This window comes from Pectobacterium artocarpous, assembly GCF_046159765.1.
In the GTDB taxonomy this organism is placed as follows: Bacteria; Pseudomonadota; Gammaproteobacteria; order Enterobacterales; family Enterobacteriaceae; genus Pectobacterium.
Window position 1 is genome coordinate 136472 of record NZ_JBJXVK010000001.1, and the last position, 15639, is coordinate 152110.

General features: G+C 52.0%; 12 protein-coding genes. 3 read left to right on the forward strand and 9 right to left on the reverse strand.

The genetic code is table 11. From position 1 onward, the window contains the following. Positions 1-216 precede the first annotated feature (216 nt). Positions 217-2808 carry a YdbH family protein gene (locus ACKQAD_RS00600; protein WP_409158350.1) on the forward strand — a complete coding sequence of 864 codons (2592 nt, stop codon included), beginning with the start codon at positions 217-219 and terminating at the stop codon, positions 2806-2808. 15 nt (positions 2809-2823) lie between these two features. Next, positions 2824-3057 carry a YnbE family lipoprotein gene (locus tag ACKQAD_RS00605; protein ID WP_409158351.1) on the forward strand — a complete coding sequence of 78 codons (234 nt, stop codon included), beginning with the start codon at positions 2824-2826 and terminating at the stop codon, positions 3055-3057. A gap of 78 nt (positions 3058-3135) precedes the next feature. Here ACKQAD_RS00605 and ACKQAD_RS00610 read toward each other — a convergent pair whose 3' ends face one another. After that, on the reverse strand, positions 3136-3741 hold the full coding sequence (locus tag ACKQAD_RS00610) for an FMN-dependent NADH-azoreductase (protein ID WP_409158352.1): 606 nt from the start codon (positions 3739-3741) through the stop codon (positions 3136-3138). Between the two features lie 321 nt (positions 3742-4062). Between ACKQAD_RS00610 and hrpA the strand changes: the two genes are divergently transcribed. Beyond that, a complete protein-coding gene (gene hrpA, locus ACKQAD_RS00615; protein ID WP_409158353.1) occupies positions 4063-7950 on the forward strand; it encodes an ATP-dependent RNA helicase HrpA in 3888 nt (1295 codons plus the stop codon). On the opposite strand, the gene ACKQAD_RS00620 is transcribed toward hrpA, so the two are convergent. The 8 genes from ACKQAD_RS00620 to rstA all read right to left on the reverse strand — a co-directional run bounded on the left by ACKQAD_RS00620 (position 7947) and on the right by rstA (position 15552). Then, the gene (locus ACKQAD_RS00620) at positions 7947-8804 is read right to left on the reverse strand and encodes an EcsC family protein (RefSeq protein WP_409158354.1); all 858 of its coding nucleotides are present in this window, start codon (positions 8802-8804) and stop codon (positions 7947-7949) included. The genes hrpA and ACKQAD_RS00620 overlap by 4 nt on opposite strands. Positions 8805-8849: 45 nt before the next feature. After that, a complete protein-coding gene (locus ACKQAD_RS00625) occupies positions 8850-10628 on the reverse strand; it encodes a sensor domain-containing phosphodiesterase (protein ID WP_409158355.1) in 1779 nt (592 codons plus the stop codon). A gap of 469 nt (positions 10629-11097) precedes the next feature. Beyond that, positions 11098-11919 (reverse strand): trypsin-like serine peptidase, encoded by an 822-nt coding sequence (locus ACKQAD_RS00630; protein ID WP_409158356.1) that lies wholly within the window; start codon positions 11917-11919, stop codon positions 11098-11100. 312 nt (positions 11920-12231) lie between these two features. After that, positions 12232-12534, reverse strand: a complete 303-nt coding sequence (locus tag ACKQAD_RS00635) for a YmdA family protein (protein WP_409158357.1) — start codon at positions 12532-12534, stop codon at positions 12232-12234. Between the two features lie 323 nt (positions 12535-12857). Next, positions 12858-12938 carry a hypothetical protein gene (locus ACKQAD_RS20360; RefSeq protein ID WP_489262872.1) on the reverse strand — a complete coding sequence of 27 codons (81 nt, stop codon included), beginning with the start codon at positions 12936-12938 and terminating at the stop codon, positions 12858-12860. 141 nt (positions 12939-13079) lie between these two features. Further along, a complete protein-coding gene (asr, locus tag ACKQAD_RS00645) occupies positions 13080-13334 on the reverse strand; it encodes an acid resistance repetitive basic protein Asr (RefSeq protein ID WP_409158359.1) in 255 nt (84 codons plus the stop codon). A 170-nt stretch (positions 13335-13504) separates the two neighbouring features. Beyond that, positions 13505-14818: a two-component system sensor histidine kinase RstB gene (rstB, locus tag ACKQAD_RS00650; RefSeq protein ID WP_409158360.1), complete on the reverse strand. Its 1314-nt coding sequence runs from the start codon at positions 14816-14818 to the stop codon at positions 13505-13507. Then, positions 14815-15552, reverse strand: coding sequence for a two-component system response regulator RstA (rstA, locus tag ACKQAD_RS00655; protein ID WP_409158361.1), 738 nt, complete (start codon positions 15550-15552; stop codon positions 14815-14817). The genes rstB and rstA overlap by 4 nt, the downstream gene beginning before the upstream one ends. Positions 15553-15639: the final 87 nt, after the last annotated feature.

Below are 15639 nucleotides of genomic sequence, written 5' to 3' on the forward strand. Positions count from 1 at the left end.
GCGTTGTTCATGATGAGATAACCTAATTCATTACAAAATATAACTTCAATTAAACATCTTACCACGAAAGGATAATGAGCCTGTACGCACAATAGTGGTAAATGTGAGATGCATAGGATTTTTTGTTAACAAAAAGAGCTAGTTGTGAATGAATAATGGCAGAGATATACAGGACGACTTTTTACCGCTATTGAACAGGATGCTTAACTCGCGCTAATGATTAAAAAACATGCACTTTCAGTCGTTTTCCTCATTGCTGTGCTGCTGTTTCTTTCCTGGCGAACACTGCCGCAGTGGTTGCCGCGTATCGCCACAATCTGGCTGCCGGCGGAGGTGTCTTTGTCCGTAAATGAGACGCTTGGCTGGCAGAGCGGTGGGCTACATAGCACGGGGTTCCGTATGATGGCCGGGAAGTGCACGTTAGTTGAGGTACGGAATATGACGCTGCGCTGGCATCACTGGCGATGGCATGTCGATATTGATGCCGTGACATTAAACAGTGACTGTCTGCAACATGTGCCAGCAGGTAGCAGCACCGAGCCAACGGCGCAACTGGCGCAGTGGCAACAGCGATTGCCTGCTGCCGATATTCAGATAAAGGCGTTTACGCTACAGCCTTGGCAGGATTATGCCGGGCAAGTGTGGTTCAGTAGTGACGGTAAACGGCACCAAACGCTCGATTATCAGGGCGATCAACTGGTGGTGAGGGCAGAGCTGAATGAGGCACAACTGACCCTGCATGAAGGCATGCTTGCAACGCCAGCGAGATTCGTACGTTTACAGGTCAGCGGTGAGATGGCGCTGGCCGATACGCTGGATGCGGCTCCTATACAGGGGAGACTGACAGGAAAGCTGGATTCAGAGCAGACGCCGGATCCGCTTTCGCTTCTGCTGGATTGGCATAACCAGCAAGGTGAACTGGTGATGAATGCGGCGAATGATGAAACGCCGCTGATATCGCTACCGTGGCAGTTGACGGATGAGGTGATCCAGGTGACTAACGGCATCTGGCGCTGGCCGTATACCGCTCAGCCGCTCTCTGGGCAAGTCGCCATGACCTTACAGCACTGGCGGCAAGGGCTGGATGCCACCACGATTAATGCGCGTTTGAACGTGTTGACGCAAGGACATAACGGCAAGGCGAACGCCGTGCTGGTGCTGGGTCCGGGTAATATTGGTCTGCTCAACAGCGAATTGCGCTTTCAGCTTACCGGGCAAGCTAACTTACCGGCGCTTTCCCTGACGGCGACGCTGCCGGGGGTGTTGCAGGGCTCGATTCTCAATCCTGAACTCGCGCTTTTACCTGGGGCGCTGCTGCGCGCCTGGGGAACGCCTGCGCCGCAGGTTTATCTGGAGGAGGCACGCTGGCCGCTGGCGGGCGTTCGGGTGAGTGCGACTGGCGTGAATGGGCGACTTCAGGCGATTGTGAAAGCGCGGGAAGAATATTGGGGGCGCGTTAACCTGCACCTTGACGGTCAGGCGCAGGATTTCTGGACAGATAAAGGGCGGTGGCAATGGCGTTATTGGGGCAATGGCCGCCTGCCCCCGCTGAAAGGCCAGTGGGATGTGGCCGGGCGAGGCCAATGGCAGGATACGCTGATTGAAATCAGTCAGCTATCGAGCGGCTTGGATCAGTTGGGCTATGGCATGGTGACGGTGTATCAGCCCCGGTTGACGATTACTGATCCGATCCGGTGGCAGCGCGCCCGTTCCGGTGAATATTTTCAAGGGGCGCTGCAACTAGCCTCAGAGCGGACGCACTTCAGCAACGGCGGCTATCTGCCGCCTTCACTGTTAACGCTGGCGATTCAGGGGCGCAGCCCGAATGATTTTCAGCTACAGGGGCAGTTACAGGCTGATGATATCGGCCCGGTGAGGCTGCGCGGACGCTGGGATGGCGAACGACTTCGCGGTGGCGCATGGTGGCCGACACAGCCGCTTAAAGTGTTTCAGCCTCTGCTTTCCCCACTGCTGAAAATGAACATTCGCGCCGGACATTTTTACGCACAGGCGGCCTTCTCCGCCGCACGTAAAGAAGGGTTCAGCGCCGGTGGGCATTGGGTGGTGAAAAATGGCGGACTGTGGTTGCAGGATGGTGAGGTTGGCGGCGTAAACTTTGTCCTGCCTTATCGTCTGAAAGATCAACGCTGGCAACTGGGCGTCAGGCAACCTGTCACGTTGCGTATTGACGTGCTGGATAACCTGCTTCGGATGAGCAATATTCGTGTCGATCTACAGGGTTTTTATCCTTACAGCGAGCGGCGACCGCTGATTATGTCTCAGGCATATATGGACGTATTGGATGGGCATATCGGCCTGTCGACGCTGCGCTGGCCGCAGCGTGAACCCGCGCTGTTCACCGTTAAAAGTGTGGATCTTAGCGAGCTGTTGACGGTGTTGAAACAAAAACAGTTTGCCTTGTCCGGGCGCGTGAGCGGGACGCTTCCGTTGAATTTTAATCACCCGACCATGTTGATTACAGGCGGGCGAATTACCAATGATGGCTTTCTGACGCTGCGGCTGGATAACCAACTGGCCGATGAATTAGCGAGTAAAAATCTGGCAGGCGGTGCGGCGATTGGCTGGCTGCGTTATCTGGAGATTGGGCGTTCCTATGCCACGCTTGACCTGAATAACCAGGGTGAACTGACATTAACGTCGCAGGTGCAGGGGAAAAATCCTCAGCTCAGTGCGAACCGGCAGGTTATTCTTAACTATCGCCATCAGGAGAATCTCTTCCAGCTATGGCGCAGCTTACGTTTTGGCGATAACTTGCGGGATACGCTGGAACAGCAGGCAAATGAATAAATTCAAGGCAGAACCATGAACAAGAGTGAGATAGGGCTGGCGGCATGTTGCGCGGTCGTTTTCCTGACGGCATGTGTGCCGCGTATTGAAGTGGCTGCGCCGAAAGAGCCCATCACCATCAATATGAATGTGAAGATCGAACATGACATTCACATCAAAGCGGATAAAGAAGCGACGCAACTGCTGGAAAAATCGGACAATGCGGCCGGTGATGAGATAAAGAAAAGCGCGCCGGAAGGCGCGCAATAATTAGCCAATAAAATCAAGAGATGGCAAGGTTGGTAACAATGATTCGTTATAGCCGTTATTTGTATGGACAGTGATTCGTTATGCAGTGACCAGTTGAGACAGCTGTGTTTTCGCCGCTTCGGTGGCTTTTTGCGCCACATCCGGGCCGTAGCCGTAGCCTTCTGCGAACACGAATTCAAGGTCGGTCAGGCCGAGGAAGCCCAGGAAGACGCGCAGATATGGTTCCAGCAGATCGGTTGGTGTGCCTTTATGGATGCCGCCGCGGCTGGTTAAGACGATAGCGCGTTTACCTTTCACCAGACCTTCAGGGCCTTGCTCGGTGTAGCGGAACGTCACACCGGCGCGGGCAACCAGGTCGAAGTAGTTCTTCAATTGGGTAGGGATGTTGAAGTTATACATTGGTGCGGCGATCACAATGATGTCGTGCGCTTGCAGTTCCGCGATCAGATCGTCGGACAGTTTCAGGGCTTCCTGTTGGCGCGGGGTCAGCGTGGCATCGGAAGGACGCAGTGCGCCGACTAACTCGCCATCAAGAACCGGAATCGGTTGAGCGGCCAAGTCGCGTACGGTGATGCTGTCGTTTGGATGTGCAGACTGCCACTCGGTGGTGAAGTGGTCGGCCAGTTGGTTTGACTGAGAATAACCCGCCAGAATGCTTGATTTCAGAACCAATACTTTTCTCATTGCCAATTCCTTTAGTGATTAGAAGTGGACGACAACATAACGCCCTTTGCTGCGTCACATCTTATGCGGTGCTCTGGAAGGTGAAAAGTGCAAATATTCGAGGTCTTTATTCGATTTTCTTGAATAAGACGACGTTTGAATAAGACCGCATGGGGCGATTAGAGCCGCATATGACAATGTGCTACTATCCACGTCTTAACCATTTTCATCGTTTAAACATGTCGTACCTTGAAATTAGGTTAGGCTCAATCGAGCCAAATTCGGCGACAAGCATTGTCCCGGCAGAGAAAAGAATTAGAGAAACAATTAAGGAAGAGCAACGTGAAATCACCTCTCAGTGCATTATCTACGCAGTTAAGTGAGCTAATGCTTCGCGATCGACAACGTCTGCGCCGCCGCTTGCAGGGCGCAGAGAAGGTCAGCAGCCCGCAGGCGCAGGCTGCCATCGCGCAGGAAATTGAGGGGGAAATTGTCGCGGCGCGCCAGAAGGTCGAGAACCGGCGAGCAAGCTGTCCGGCGGTTCGCTACCCTGAACAACTTCCCGTTCGCCAGAAAAAAGACGAAATACTGGAGGCACTGCGTAACCATCAGGTGATTATTGTCGCGGGCGAGACGGGGTCGGGGAAGACCACACAGTTGCCGAAGATCTGTCTTGAACTGGGTCGTGGTGTGCATGGTTTGATTGGCCATACGCAGCCGCGTCGTCTGGCTGCCAGAACCGTCGCCGACCGCATTGCCGCCGAGCTGGAAACGCCGCTGGGCAGCAGTGTTGGTTATAAAGTCCGTTTTAACGATCAGGTGAGTGATAATACGCTGGTCAAGCTGATGACCGACGGTATTTTGCTGGCGGAAATTCAGCAGGATCGCCTGTTGATGCAGTACGACACGTTAATCATCGATGAAGCGCACGAGCGCAGCTTGAATATCGATTTCATTATGGGCTATTTGCGCCAGCTGTTGCCAAAGCGTCCTGATTTGAAAGTGATTATTACGTCGGCGACCATCGATCCGCAGCGTTTCTCTCGCCACTTTAATAACGCACCGATCATCGAAGTGTCTGGGCGGACCTATCCGGTAGATGTCCGCTATCGCCCCGTGGTGGAAGACGCCGACGACAGCGAACGCGATCAGCTACAGGCAATTTTCGATGCGGTAGACGAGCTGACGCGCGAAGGGCCGGGGGATATTCTGGTCTTTATGAGCGGCGAACGTGAAATTCGCGATACGGCAGAGGCGCTGACCCGTCTGGACTTGCCGCATACCGAGATCCTGCCGTTGTACGCCCGTCTGTCGAATCAGGAACAGAACCGCGTTTTTCAGTCACATCACGGCCGTCGCATCGTGCTGGCGACCAACGTGGCAGAAACCTCATTGACCGTGCCGGGGATTCGCTATGTAATCGATCCTGGTACCGCGCGCATCAGCCGCTACAGTTTCCGCACCAAGGTACAGCGCCTGCCAATTGAGCCGATCTCGCAGGCGTCGGCCAATCAGCGTAAAGGGCGCTGTGGCCGTGTCGCCGCCGGGGTGTGTATTCGTCTCTATTCCGAGCAGGATTTCCTGTCGCGGCCCGAATTTACCGATCCCGAAATTCTGCGTACCAATCTGGCTTCCGTTATCCTGCAAATGACATCGCTGGGACTCGGCGATATAGCCGCGTTCCCGTTTGTTGAAGCGCCGGATAAGCGCAATATTCAGGACGGCGTGCGGTTGTTGGAGGAACTAGGCGCGATTAATCTGGCGGAAAATGGGCATTACCGCCTGACGCCGCAGGGACAGCAACTGGCACAGTTGCCGATCGATCCACGTTTGGCACGAATGGTGCTGGAAGCGCGTAAAACCGGCTGTGTGCGTGAAGTAATGATCATCACCGCCGCGCTGTCGATTCAGGATCCGCGCGAAAGGCCGTTGGATAAGAAGCAGGCATCGGATGAGAAACATCGCCGTTTTGCTGATAAAGACTCTGATTTTCTGGCTTTCGTCAATCTGTGGGACTATCTGCGTGACCAGCAAAAGGCGCTCTCTTCCAGCCAGTTCCGTCGCCAGTGCCGCACGGATTTCCTTAACTATCTGCGCGTGCGCGAATGGCAGGATATCTACACGCAACTGCGTCAGGTGGTGAAGGAACTTGGGCTACCAGTCAACAGTGAACCAGCCGATTACCTGAGTATTCACTGCTCGCTGCTTACCGGCTTGCTGTCGCATATCGGGCAGAAAGATATTGAGAAACAGGAGTTCAGCGGTGCGCGTAACGCCCGGTTTGCGATTTTCCCTGGCTCTGGACTATTCAAAAAGCCACCTAAGTGGACGATGGTGGCTGAATTGGTGGAAACCAGTCGCCTATGGGGACGCATCGCTGCACGTATTGAACCTGAGTGGATCGAACCGCTGGCTCAGCATCTGATTAAGCGGAGCTACAGCGAACCTCACTGGGAAAAAGCGCAGGGCACCGTGATGGCGCAGGAGAAGGTGACGCTTTTCGGGCTGCCGATTGTTGCGGCGCGCAAGGTGAATTACAGCCAAATCGATCCAATTCTGGCGCGTGAGATGTTCATCCGCCATGCGCTGGTGGAAGGGGACTGGCAAACGCATCATGCCTTTTTCCGCGCCAACCTCAAACTGCTGGCGGAGGTCGAAGATTTAGAACACAAATCGCGCCGCCGCGACATTCTGGTGGATGACGAGACGTTGTTTGCTTTCTACGATCAGCGCTTGCCGCACGATGTCATCTCGTCGCGTCACTTTGATAAGTGGTGGAAAGCCGCCAGCCGGGATAATGCCGACCTGCTTAATTTTGAAAAGAGTATGTTGATTAAAGACGGCGCGGAGAAGGTTAGCGCGCTGGATTATCCGAACTTCTGGCATCAGGGGGGCCTGAAATTACGGCTGTCCTATCAGTTTGAGCCGGGTGCGGATGCGGATGGCGTGACGGTACATATTCCGTTGCCCATTCTCAATCAGGTGCGTGAAGAGGGTTTCGAGTGGCAGATTCCTGGCGTGCGCCGTGAACTGGCGATCGCGTTGATTAAATCCTTGCCCAAACCGTTACGTCGTAACTTTGTTCCCGCGCCAAATTATGCCGAGGCGTTTCTGGCGCGTACTACGCCGTTAGAGAAGGGATTGCTGGATGCGCTGGAGCGTGAGCTACGGCTGATGACGGGCGTGACGGTGCCGCGCGAGGCATGGCAGTGGGATCAGGTGCCCGATCATCTGAAAATCACGTTCCGTGTCATCGATGAGAAGAACCGGACGCAGCGGGAAGGCAAAGACCTGAACGCGCTGAAAGATCAGCTCAAAGATAAAGTGCAGCAAACGCTGTCATCCGTGGCGGATGATGGGTTGGAGCAGCGCGGTTTGCACGTCTGGAGCTTCGGTTCGCTGCCGGACTGCTATGAGCAGAAACGTGGTGGCTACTCGGTTAAAGCCTATCCGGCGTTGGTGGATGAAAAGGATAGCGTGGCGATTCGTCTGTTCGATACACCGCATCAGCAACAGCAGGTCATGCGGCAGGGGCTGCGTCGCCTGTTACTGTTGAATATTCCGTCGCCGATCAAATATCTGCACGAAAAACTGCCCAACAAAGCGAAGCTAGGCCTCTATTTCAACCCGTACGGCAAAGTGTTGGATCTTATCGATGACTGTATCGCCTGCGCAGTGGATAAGCTGATTGAGTCATCCGGCGGCCCGGTCTGGCAGGAAGAAGCCTTCCAGCAGTTGCATGAAAAAGTGCGTGCGGAACTGAACGATACAGTGGTGGATATCGCCAAACAGGTTGAACAAATCCTGACGGCCGTTTTCACCATTAACAAGCGTCTGAAAGGGCGAGTAGACATAGCGATGGCGCTGGCGTTAAGCGATATCAGGAATCAGATGAATGGCCTGGTATTTCGTGGCTTTGTGACCGAAAACGGCTGGCAACGCCTGCCGGACGTGTTGCGCTACTTGCAAGCAATAGAGCGACGTCTGGAGAAACTGGCACAGGATGTCCACCGCGATCGGGCACAGATGCTGAAGGTGGAGCAGGTTCAACAGGCGTGGCAGCAGTGGTGGAATAAGCTGCCTGCGGAGCGACGTGATGACGACGATGTGAAAGCGGTGCGCTGGATGCTTGAAGAGCTGCGTGTCAGTTACTTTGCCCAACAGTTGGGTACGCCGTTCCCGATCTCGGATAAACGCGTATTACAGGCGATGGAGCAGGTCGAAGGCTAATCTCGCGTTATCACATCAGGTCGCGAGGGTTGCTGTTTGCGCTCAAGGTAAGCCGACTTGATCGCCTCTTCACCATACGTCTGCTCCAGACGTTTTATGATGAAATGGCCTTTCGCCATGTTTTGGTAATGGTGAATAAACAGCGTATTAATGGCTGCGCCGCTGACAGCGCCAATCACCGGGACAATCTGCGCGGCCATTTTTTCCGTCATGGTCACGCCCAGTCTGGTGGCGACGGCGTCAATCAGCTTTGCCAGGGTTTTTCCTGCCTGCGAGGTGCTCATTCGGGCTGAGGCTTTTCCGGCGCTCTTCTTGCCAGCAATGCCGATTAATTCGCGTGTGGTATGTCGGGTAATATCTGCCAGAACGGCGCGTGACGTGTAATAGGCGGAGTCGGCAGCGTCGTCGCTTTCTTGTGTCCCACCGAGTGCGAAGACTTCCACACAGGCGGCTTTGACGGAAAGATCGGTGAGGGAGAAACCTTCGCTTCGGGCAATATCAGCGACGGAACGCATCATGATCGTGGTGCTGATGGGCAGTTCGACCAGCAAACCGGCCGCGCCAAAAAAACCGCTGACGGCACCGGAAGCGGCGACGACCAGCTTATGTGTCTTGGGGGATGCCACCCGAGCGGGAGCATCGTCCAGCGTATAGAGCGCGGCGTCTACCGCTTTGTATAGCGCGGAGTGAACCACATCCTGAATTCTGTTTTTCACCACGTCGGGTAGCTTTGATAGGCTCCATTCAATCGGTTTTCCAACTAGATTCGCCGCCTGTATTGCAAAAGAGGGGGCTTCCAGCAGAGCCATCGCATTTCTGATGGCGAGCTCATCCAATGAAGTAAGAAGAGTCATGTCGTTCTCCAAACCGTTTGTTGAATAGCCCGCTTGACGGGGAGGTTATGTTGAGGGCTGTGACAAATGTGCCGTTACCCAGGCGGTGAAGGCCTCTGGAGGAATAGGGCAGGAAAAATAGTAGCCCTGTACTTCATCACAGCCAAAACAGCCCAGATAGTCGAGCGTTTCTTTATTTTCCACGCCTTCTGCCAGCACAACATAATTCAGTTTGTGCAGCATACTGATAATCGATGCCACAATGACGCGGCTTTTGTGATCGGTTTTTATATCTTTAATTAGCGACTTATCCAGCTTTATCACTGTAGAGGGGATATTACGCAAATAGCTTAAGTTGCTATACCCTGTGCCGAAATCATCAAGGGCGATAGTAAATCCAAGTTGCTGTAGCGTTTGGATGGTGGTAAGTGTTTCAGGATTTTCGATGATTTTCTGCGTTTCGACGCACTCGATATCAATATCCTGAGGCGTGAGGCCGTGGGTCTCCAGAATGGTGATAAGGCGTGGGATGAAGTCATTTTCGGAGAAATTTCTGGCGGAAACGTTAATCGACACCGGGAAGCTTAGCCCCTCCTGACGCCACTGTTTCACCTGGCATGCCGCTTCTCGGGTCACCCAGTTCGTTAACGGACGCATCAGCGTGGTGTCTTCCGCGAGCGGAATAAACTGGTCAGGATAAATCTCGCCCAGTTCGGGATGATGCCAGCGAATCAGCGCTTCGGCACCGATAACGGTGTTGGTCTTGATGCTTAATTTCGGCTGGTAAACCAGATAGAGACCTGGTTTGTTGTTATGTAACACATCAGCCAGCTCATTGAGTAAGGTAAAGGCGATTTGCTGTGCCTTATCGGCTTCAAGGTCGTAGGAGAACTGGCGAACATTCTTGGTAATAGCGGTGCGTAGCGCGCTCATGGACTCACGCAGGATTCGCTGAGGATCGTTGGCCGGAATTTGGAATTCAGTATAGCCAACGAAAAATTCCAGCTTGAGCGGAATATGGCTGGTAATGCTTTCATGAATCCTATCGGCACAGGCATCGAGCTCCGCTAGCACCTGTTCTTTTTTATCCGCCTTCACCAAAAGGGCGAAACGTCCTACGGCAGTGCAGTAGATATTTTCTGGCGCATTTAAGCTGAGGCGCAGGAAGATGCCAATATCTTTCAGCAGGCCTTCTACCGTTGGCATCCCCAGCGCGCATCCCATCTCATAGGCGTAAGAAATATCGATGGTATCAATCAGAATAAGCAGGTAGCGTTCGTGAATGTCGGTAATACAGCTGATGTCGTCAATCAGGCGCTGGCGGTTAGGTAACAGGGTGACGGCGTCAATTAGCCCGATTGCGTTGCGGTATTCCATTAACACCATCGCAATGGCGGCTAAATCGTGCAGTAAGCGCAGTTGGATTTTACTGAACGTTCGCGGAACATAATCGACGGCGGAGAACGTGCCGATGGCGTAACCTTCTTTGGTTTTAAGCGGAACGCCGGCGTAAAAACGGATCAGAGGCTCACCTGTTACATAAGGACTGTCTTTAAAACGTTCATCCTGAATGGCATCGTTGCAGATAAAAGCTTGACCCGTTTGTACGGTAAAATGGTCGAATGAACCGATTTTATCCATATCATCCAGCGGGAAATGAGTTTTGGCTTTAACGTGCAGAGATTTACTGCCGGTTAGCGTGATCAGTGCCGTCGAGGTTCCGAGTAGTTGGCACGCTAATTTCGTGAGCTTGTGAAGCGTATCATATTGATATGTATCTGTTTTTTTAGATTCATCGAGAGTCTGCATGCGTTTTTCTTCGTCATGACTCAAATATTTTAACATGTAGACTCTTCCTTTTCGCAATAATAATCGCGACAACATCAATTTAATTTAACGGCGACACAATAACATAGAGGCTAAAAATTGAGGTAACTTATAATACCACCTTTATCTTTCCGTTAAGATTTGGACGATTCTTTGTCTTAAGTCATGTTTCCGTCTTTCATTTTTCTATGTGAATTTGTGCTTATTTTCAATGATTTGATGAATTATGTAAACAACTTGGCTAAGGAGGTGCTCTATAAATAAATGACAATCTAATTATAAAAAATGGCATTTTTCATAAGATAAAAATAACACCCTGATAATTTCTACTCCATTGCTACCATAACAATATGGATGATTAACCTATATCTCGGATAAAAATAGAACAGATATTTTTTGATACCATGCTGCTGACAGGAAGTGTCCGACGCCCGGCACGCCCTGAATAACGGTTGTTGCTTGGCGGTCGTGCGTTTGTAAAGGGACGTTAGCGTTGTGTTGCCAATGTTTCTAACTGCTGACGAATCGCGGTAACGGAAACGGCACGATTATCGGCTCGATCGCGTTCACTGGCATCCGGCGCAGAGCTTTGAATGCCCATGAGCACCCAGCCTACTGATGAATTCAGCATCAGAGGGGAACCGCTATCACCAGGCAGCGTATCGCACTGGTGTGCTATAACGGCGGTGTGAACCCAGCCTGTGATCACACAGTTTTGGTGGCGATACAGCGTTTCCTGATGATCTTTCGGGTAGCCAGCCTGCGTGACGCGCTGACCGTTATCCTTCAACGCCTGCATCAATTCCTGACGGCTGCCCTGCCAGAGCGGGAGCGGACGAATTCCCGGCGGCGTTTGCTTTAGCCGAATCAGGGCATAATCCAACGGTGCTGCTGAAGGTGGCACTATCCATCCTTCGCCATCGGATTTCAATTTCCTGGCGAGCGTTTTATTCGTCAGTGCTTCAATTTCCGTCGTTTCATAACGCCAGCCATTTTCTGTCGCCAGAAAGCGTAGCGCGACCGGTTTATCGATCTCGCCTTTCGGTGGCGTGACAACGCAATGCCCAGCAGTCAGCGCCAGATGGGGGGAAATCAGCGTCGCAGTGCAGAGGTTACCGCTGGCGGTTTCCAACTGCCCAATAGCCTGCCACGGCCAGATTGCCGTATCAGGAACCACATCCCGATCGTCGTGGTTGAAAAATAGGATTTGTTGCTGCTTCTGCGCGTCGATATCGGTTGGTGAGGACTCAGCCCAACTTAGCGGGGCGATAAATGATAATGAACATAACAACCAGGCTGATATGCGCATGTAGTGAATGAACCTTATGATAAAAGTCATCTTGAGACGCTAAATATAGCGTGTTGGATTAACTATAGATGTATTTGTTGGTGAGGGACTGAAAATTAAAATGTTATTGAGTGTAAAAGAGGCCGCATGACATCACGGCGCGGTGACAGGAGGATTATCGATCGCCAAAATGGCTTCTGCGGAGCTCGATTATTTGTGACAAATCCTTCTGCGGCTGTTTCACCGTGTCACAATGCTTCAAATGCCATGCGACGATCTTCAGTGGCGTCGTGTTTTTGCATCAGCAAACGGCATTTCGTTGCGCCATCACGCTTATTCGTAGCTGACGATCACGATACGCGCATTTGAACTCACGTTTTTCGTGCTCACAGAACCGATGCCTTGCGGTAACACCGCGTGCTGTGAACTGTTTTTCATTTGTAGCGTTTGCACTTCCCCTTGTCGTTCGCAACTGACGGTCACATTACGTGACTGTGTTGTAACACCACAAACGGGTTCGACGATGGCACCTGAAAAGCGGATGACACCAGCCGATGGCGAAGGGGATGCAAAGGTATACGATGTGGCTGCCACAGTGCCCAGCAATATGGCGGAGATTTGCCGGATTTTTTTCATTATGACGTTCTCGGTATTGCCCGGAGTGTAATGATATAAACGGCGCTGAATGATAAAACTTTATTATTCTGAAATCTTTGGGTAGTTGAATTATTAACTATTTGAAATTTATTGATTTATTTTTAACGTTGATCGGTTCTCAAATGTTACATCGCGCATTATTGGATTTCACGTTCTATTCGCTTGTGATATCTATCTGGCTGGGTATTAAAGGGGCGAATGGCGTGGAGGGAATTGTTGATGAGCGGCATTACCCTCCTCAGTTAGCATTTTCTCTGCATGTGGTTTGGCGTTCAAGAGTGCCAATGCAGGTGCACTATGGACTAGAGAAAAAAACTCAAGGTGATAATGCCGCAGAGCAGAACAAGGGATAGCATAATTTCAAATGAGTAACGACGCATCATTTTCCTATCCCCCGATGAAAGAAACACCCGGTAAACCGGGTGTTTGATCGTTGTCTTATTCGGTCAGCCGTAGCGATGTGATTCAAATCAGGGCAGGCCGAAAATGACGTCTTCCCGTGGGAAGACGTGGGTGTTTACCGATTACGCTGCTGGTGTGGCGTCAGCAGGTTTTGTAGTTTTTGCTTTTTTCACGTGTTTCTTGGCAGCCTGCGCTTTCTGTGCAGGAGCGGGTTTAGCTTTTTTCACCTGTTTTTTATGGTGAACGGCTTTAGCCGGAGCTGAAGTAGTCGCCGTAGGCTGAGTTGGTGTGCTGGTTACCGTATCCGCGGCAAACGCTACAGAGGATAGACCCAGTGCCGCACCTGCGATAATAACTAATACTTTATTCATCATCATTTCCTCGTTGTCTCATTCACGTTTCGTAGCCCTCGGTTGGGCCGGTGAAGAGAGAATAGGAGAAACAGAGAGCGGCTTCAGTGAGTGATTGGTTTCGGCGTGTAACCTAATGTACAAGCCAGAAAAACGAGGCAAACAGGAGAAAACGGTGGGTTCTCGCTGTCTCAGTGCTAGTGCTGATTGGTGATAGCGGCCTGCGCCGTCGTGGTTTTTACCGGCCAGCAAAAACGGAAACGAGCGCCGCCGAGTGGGCTTTCATCCACGGTAATGCTGCCGTCGTAAGCTCGGGCGATAGCATGGACAATTGCCAGTCCGAGCCCACAGCCGCCGCTGCTGTTTTCGATACCAGCCTCCAGACGGATAAACGGTTCAAAAACGCTTTCTCGGCTTTCCGGCGCAATACCGGGGCCGTCATCTTCGACTTGCAGACAGGCAATATGATCAGCATCGGATGTCAGGCTGATGTGTAATCGATTATGGCAGAAGCGCAATCCGTTACCGATCAGGTTATTCAGCACCCGTTCCATCAGGCGTAAATCGAGCGCACCAATCTGTGCCGAGTGGGGCATGTCCAGCGAGATGTGTTTGTCTGGGTGGATCAGGCGGAAATCGTCAACTTTTGCCTGTAGCCACGACAGGATATCAATATCGGCAAGATGCAGCGTCACCTGTGGACGGTCGAGTCTGGCATACGTCAGCAGTTCGTCAATCAGCGCTTCGAGTTGACCAATATCCCGGTTTAACGCCTGTTGTTCATCTTCGGTTAAGTTGTCGCTCATAGCCAGCCGATAACGCAGCCTGACCAACGGCGTGCGCAGCTCGTGGGCAATATTATCAATCAGCTGTTTTTTACTGTTGATGAGCTGGTTCAGATTATCCGCCATGCGATTGAAGGCGACGCCAAGCCGAAACAGGCTAGAGGTGCTATCGAAGTGAATGCGCTCCTCCAGATTACCATCTCCCAGGCGCTGTGCAGCATTCTCCAGTTTTAGCATGGCCTGCCAGTGCGGCCGCATCCATAGGAAAACCGGCAGTGCCAGCGATAGCCCAATTAGCATCACCAGCAGTAAATCCAGAAGCCGCATTTCGTGCAGGAAGAACAGATAGGGAATAGGGCCTACGGCGAGAACATAGTGGCTGCGAGGGATACGTTGGATAAACGTGTATTCGTCATCCAGCGCGATAATTTCCCCCTGATTCAGACGCTGGCGATTCTGGGGGCTCAGCACATATTTACTCACCGGCTCGATGTGCAATTTGAACGACAGGTTTAAATCAAGCTGGTTGATCGTTTTATGCCAGTCGCGGGGCGGAATTGCGCGCAGCTCATTACGAATAAGGTAGAGCGAGCTTTTCATCAGGTCATCCATTGACTGGCGACCCGCGCGTTCGGCTGTGACTTTATAGACCAGCCCGACCAACAGCGTCATGACGACAAAGCAGGCGAACAGCAATAGAAAAAACTGTACGAACAGCTTTCTCATAGCGTGACGCTCTCCCAGGTATTGGGGGCGAACAGATAACCCTTGTTGCGCACCGTTTTGATGCGGAACGGCTCCAGCGGGTTGTCGTACAATTTTTTACGCAGGCGGGAAATCGCGACATCAATGCTGCGATCCATACCGTCGTAGGTGACGCCGCGCAGGCTTTTCAGTAGTGCATCCCGATCCATGATGTGACCCGCATGGGTCGCCAGTTGCCAGAGCAGATCGAAATCCGCAGTGGATAATACGATGTGCTCTTGCCCTAATGTCACTTCCCTATTGACCGGATCGATGCAGAGCAGGCCGAAGTGCAGGGATTTATGCACCTGTAATGCGGCAGACGTGGTTTTTTCCGCCACAGCTTGGGGTGCCGTGGCGTATTGCCGCAAATGCAGGCGCAGGCGGGCGAGTAAAACGGCGGGTGGTGTGGTTTTCAGAATATAATCATCGGCGCCCATTTCCAGCGCCAGAATATGGTTCATATCGCTGTCCAGTGAGGTCAGCAGCACAATCGGGCCACTGTACCCTGGCCGCAATTCCCGGCAGAGAGTCATACCGTCTTTGCCGGGCAGCATGATATCCAACAGCACAAGATCGGGCCGCTGTTGTTCAATAAAGGCCAATGCCTGATCGCCGCGTGCTTCAACCTGAACATCAATGTCATGCTTGCCTAGGTAGGCTGCGATCAATTTCCCCACCTCGGTATCATCTTCTATAAAAACAATCTTATGCATGGTATCTACGTCATCCCCATCTTATTCCTGATAGCATAGCCTGATGATAGGCGATAAACGAGAAATGAAGCGTAAATGGGTGTTAAG

Bases quoted from the DNA above. Each gene is read 5' to 3' on its own strand.
- ACKQAD_RS00600 (WP_409158350.1), top strand. From the start codon at position 217: ATGATTAAAAAACATGCACTTTCAGTCGTTTTCCTCATTGCTGTGCTG.
- ACKQAD_RS00605 (WP_409158351.1), top strand. From the start codon at position 2,824: ATGAACAAGAGTGAGATAGGGCTGGCGGCATGTTGCGCGGTCGTTTTC.
- ACKQAD_RS00610 (WP_409158352.1), bottom strand. From the start codon at position 3,741: ATGAGAAAAGTATTGGTTCTGAAATCAAGCATTCTGGCGGGTTATTCT.
- ACKQAD_RS00620 (WP_409158354.1), bottom strand. From the start codon at position 8,804: ATGACTCTTCTTACTTCATTGGATGAGCTCGCCATCAGAAATGCGATG.
- ACKQAD_RS00625 (WP_409158355.1), bottom strand. From the start codon at position 10,628: ATGTTAAAATATTTGAGTCATGACGAAGAAAAACGCATGCAGACTCTC.
- ACKQAD_RS00630 (WP_409158356.1), bottom strand. From the start codon at position 11,919: ATGCGCATATCAGCCTGGTTGTTATGTTCATTATCATTTATCGCCCCG.
- ACKQAD_RS00635 (WP_409158357.1), bottom strand. From the start codon at position 12,534: ATGAAAAAAATCCGGCAAATCTCCGCCATATTGCTGGGCACTGTGGCA.
- ACKQAD_RS20360 (WP_489262872.1), bottom strand. From the start codon at position 12,938: ATGATGCGTCGTTACTCATTTGAAATTATGCTATCCCTTGTTCTGCTC.
- asr (WP_409158359.1), bottom strand. From the start codon at position 13,334: ATGATGATGAATAAAGTATTAGTTATTATCGCAGGTGCGGCACTGGGT.
- rstB (WP_409158360.1), bottom strand. From the start codon at position 14,818: ATGAGAAAGCTGTTCGTACAGTTTTTTCTATTGCTGTTCGCCTGCTTT.
- rstA (WP_409158361.1), bottom strand. From the start codon at position 15,552: ATGCATAAGATTGTTTTTATAGAAGATGATACCGAGGTGGGGAAATTG.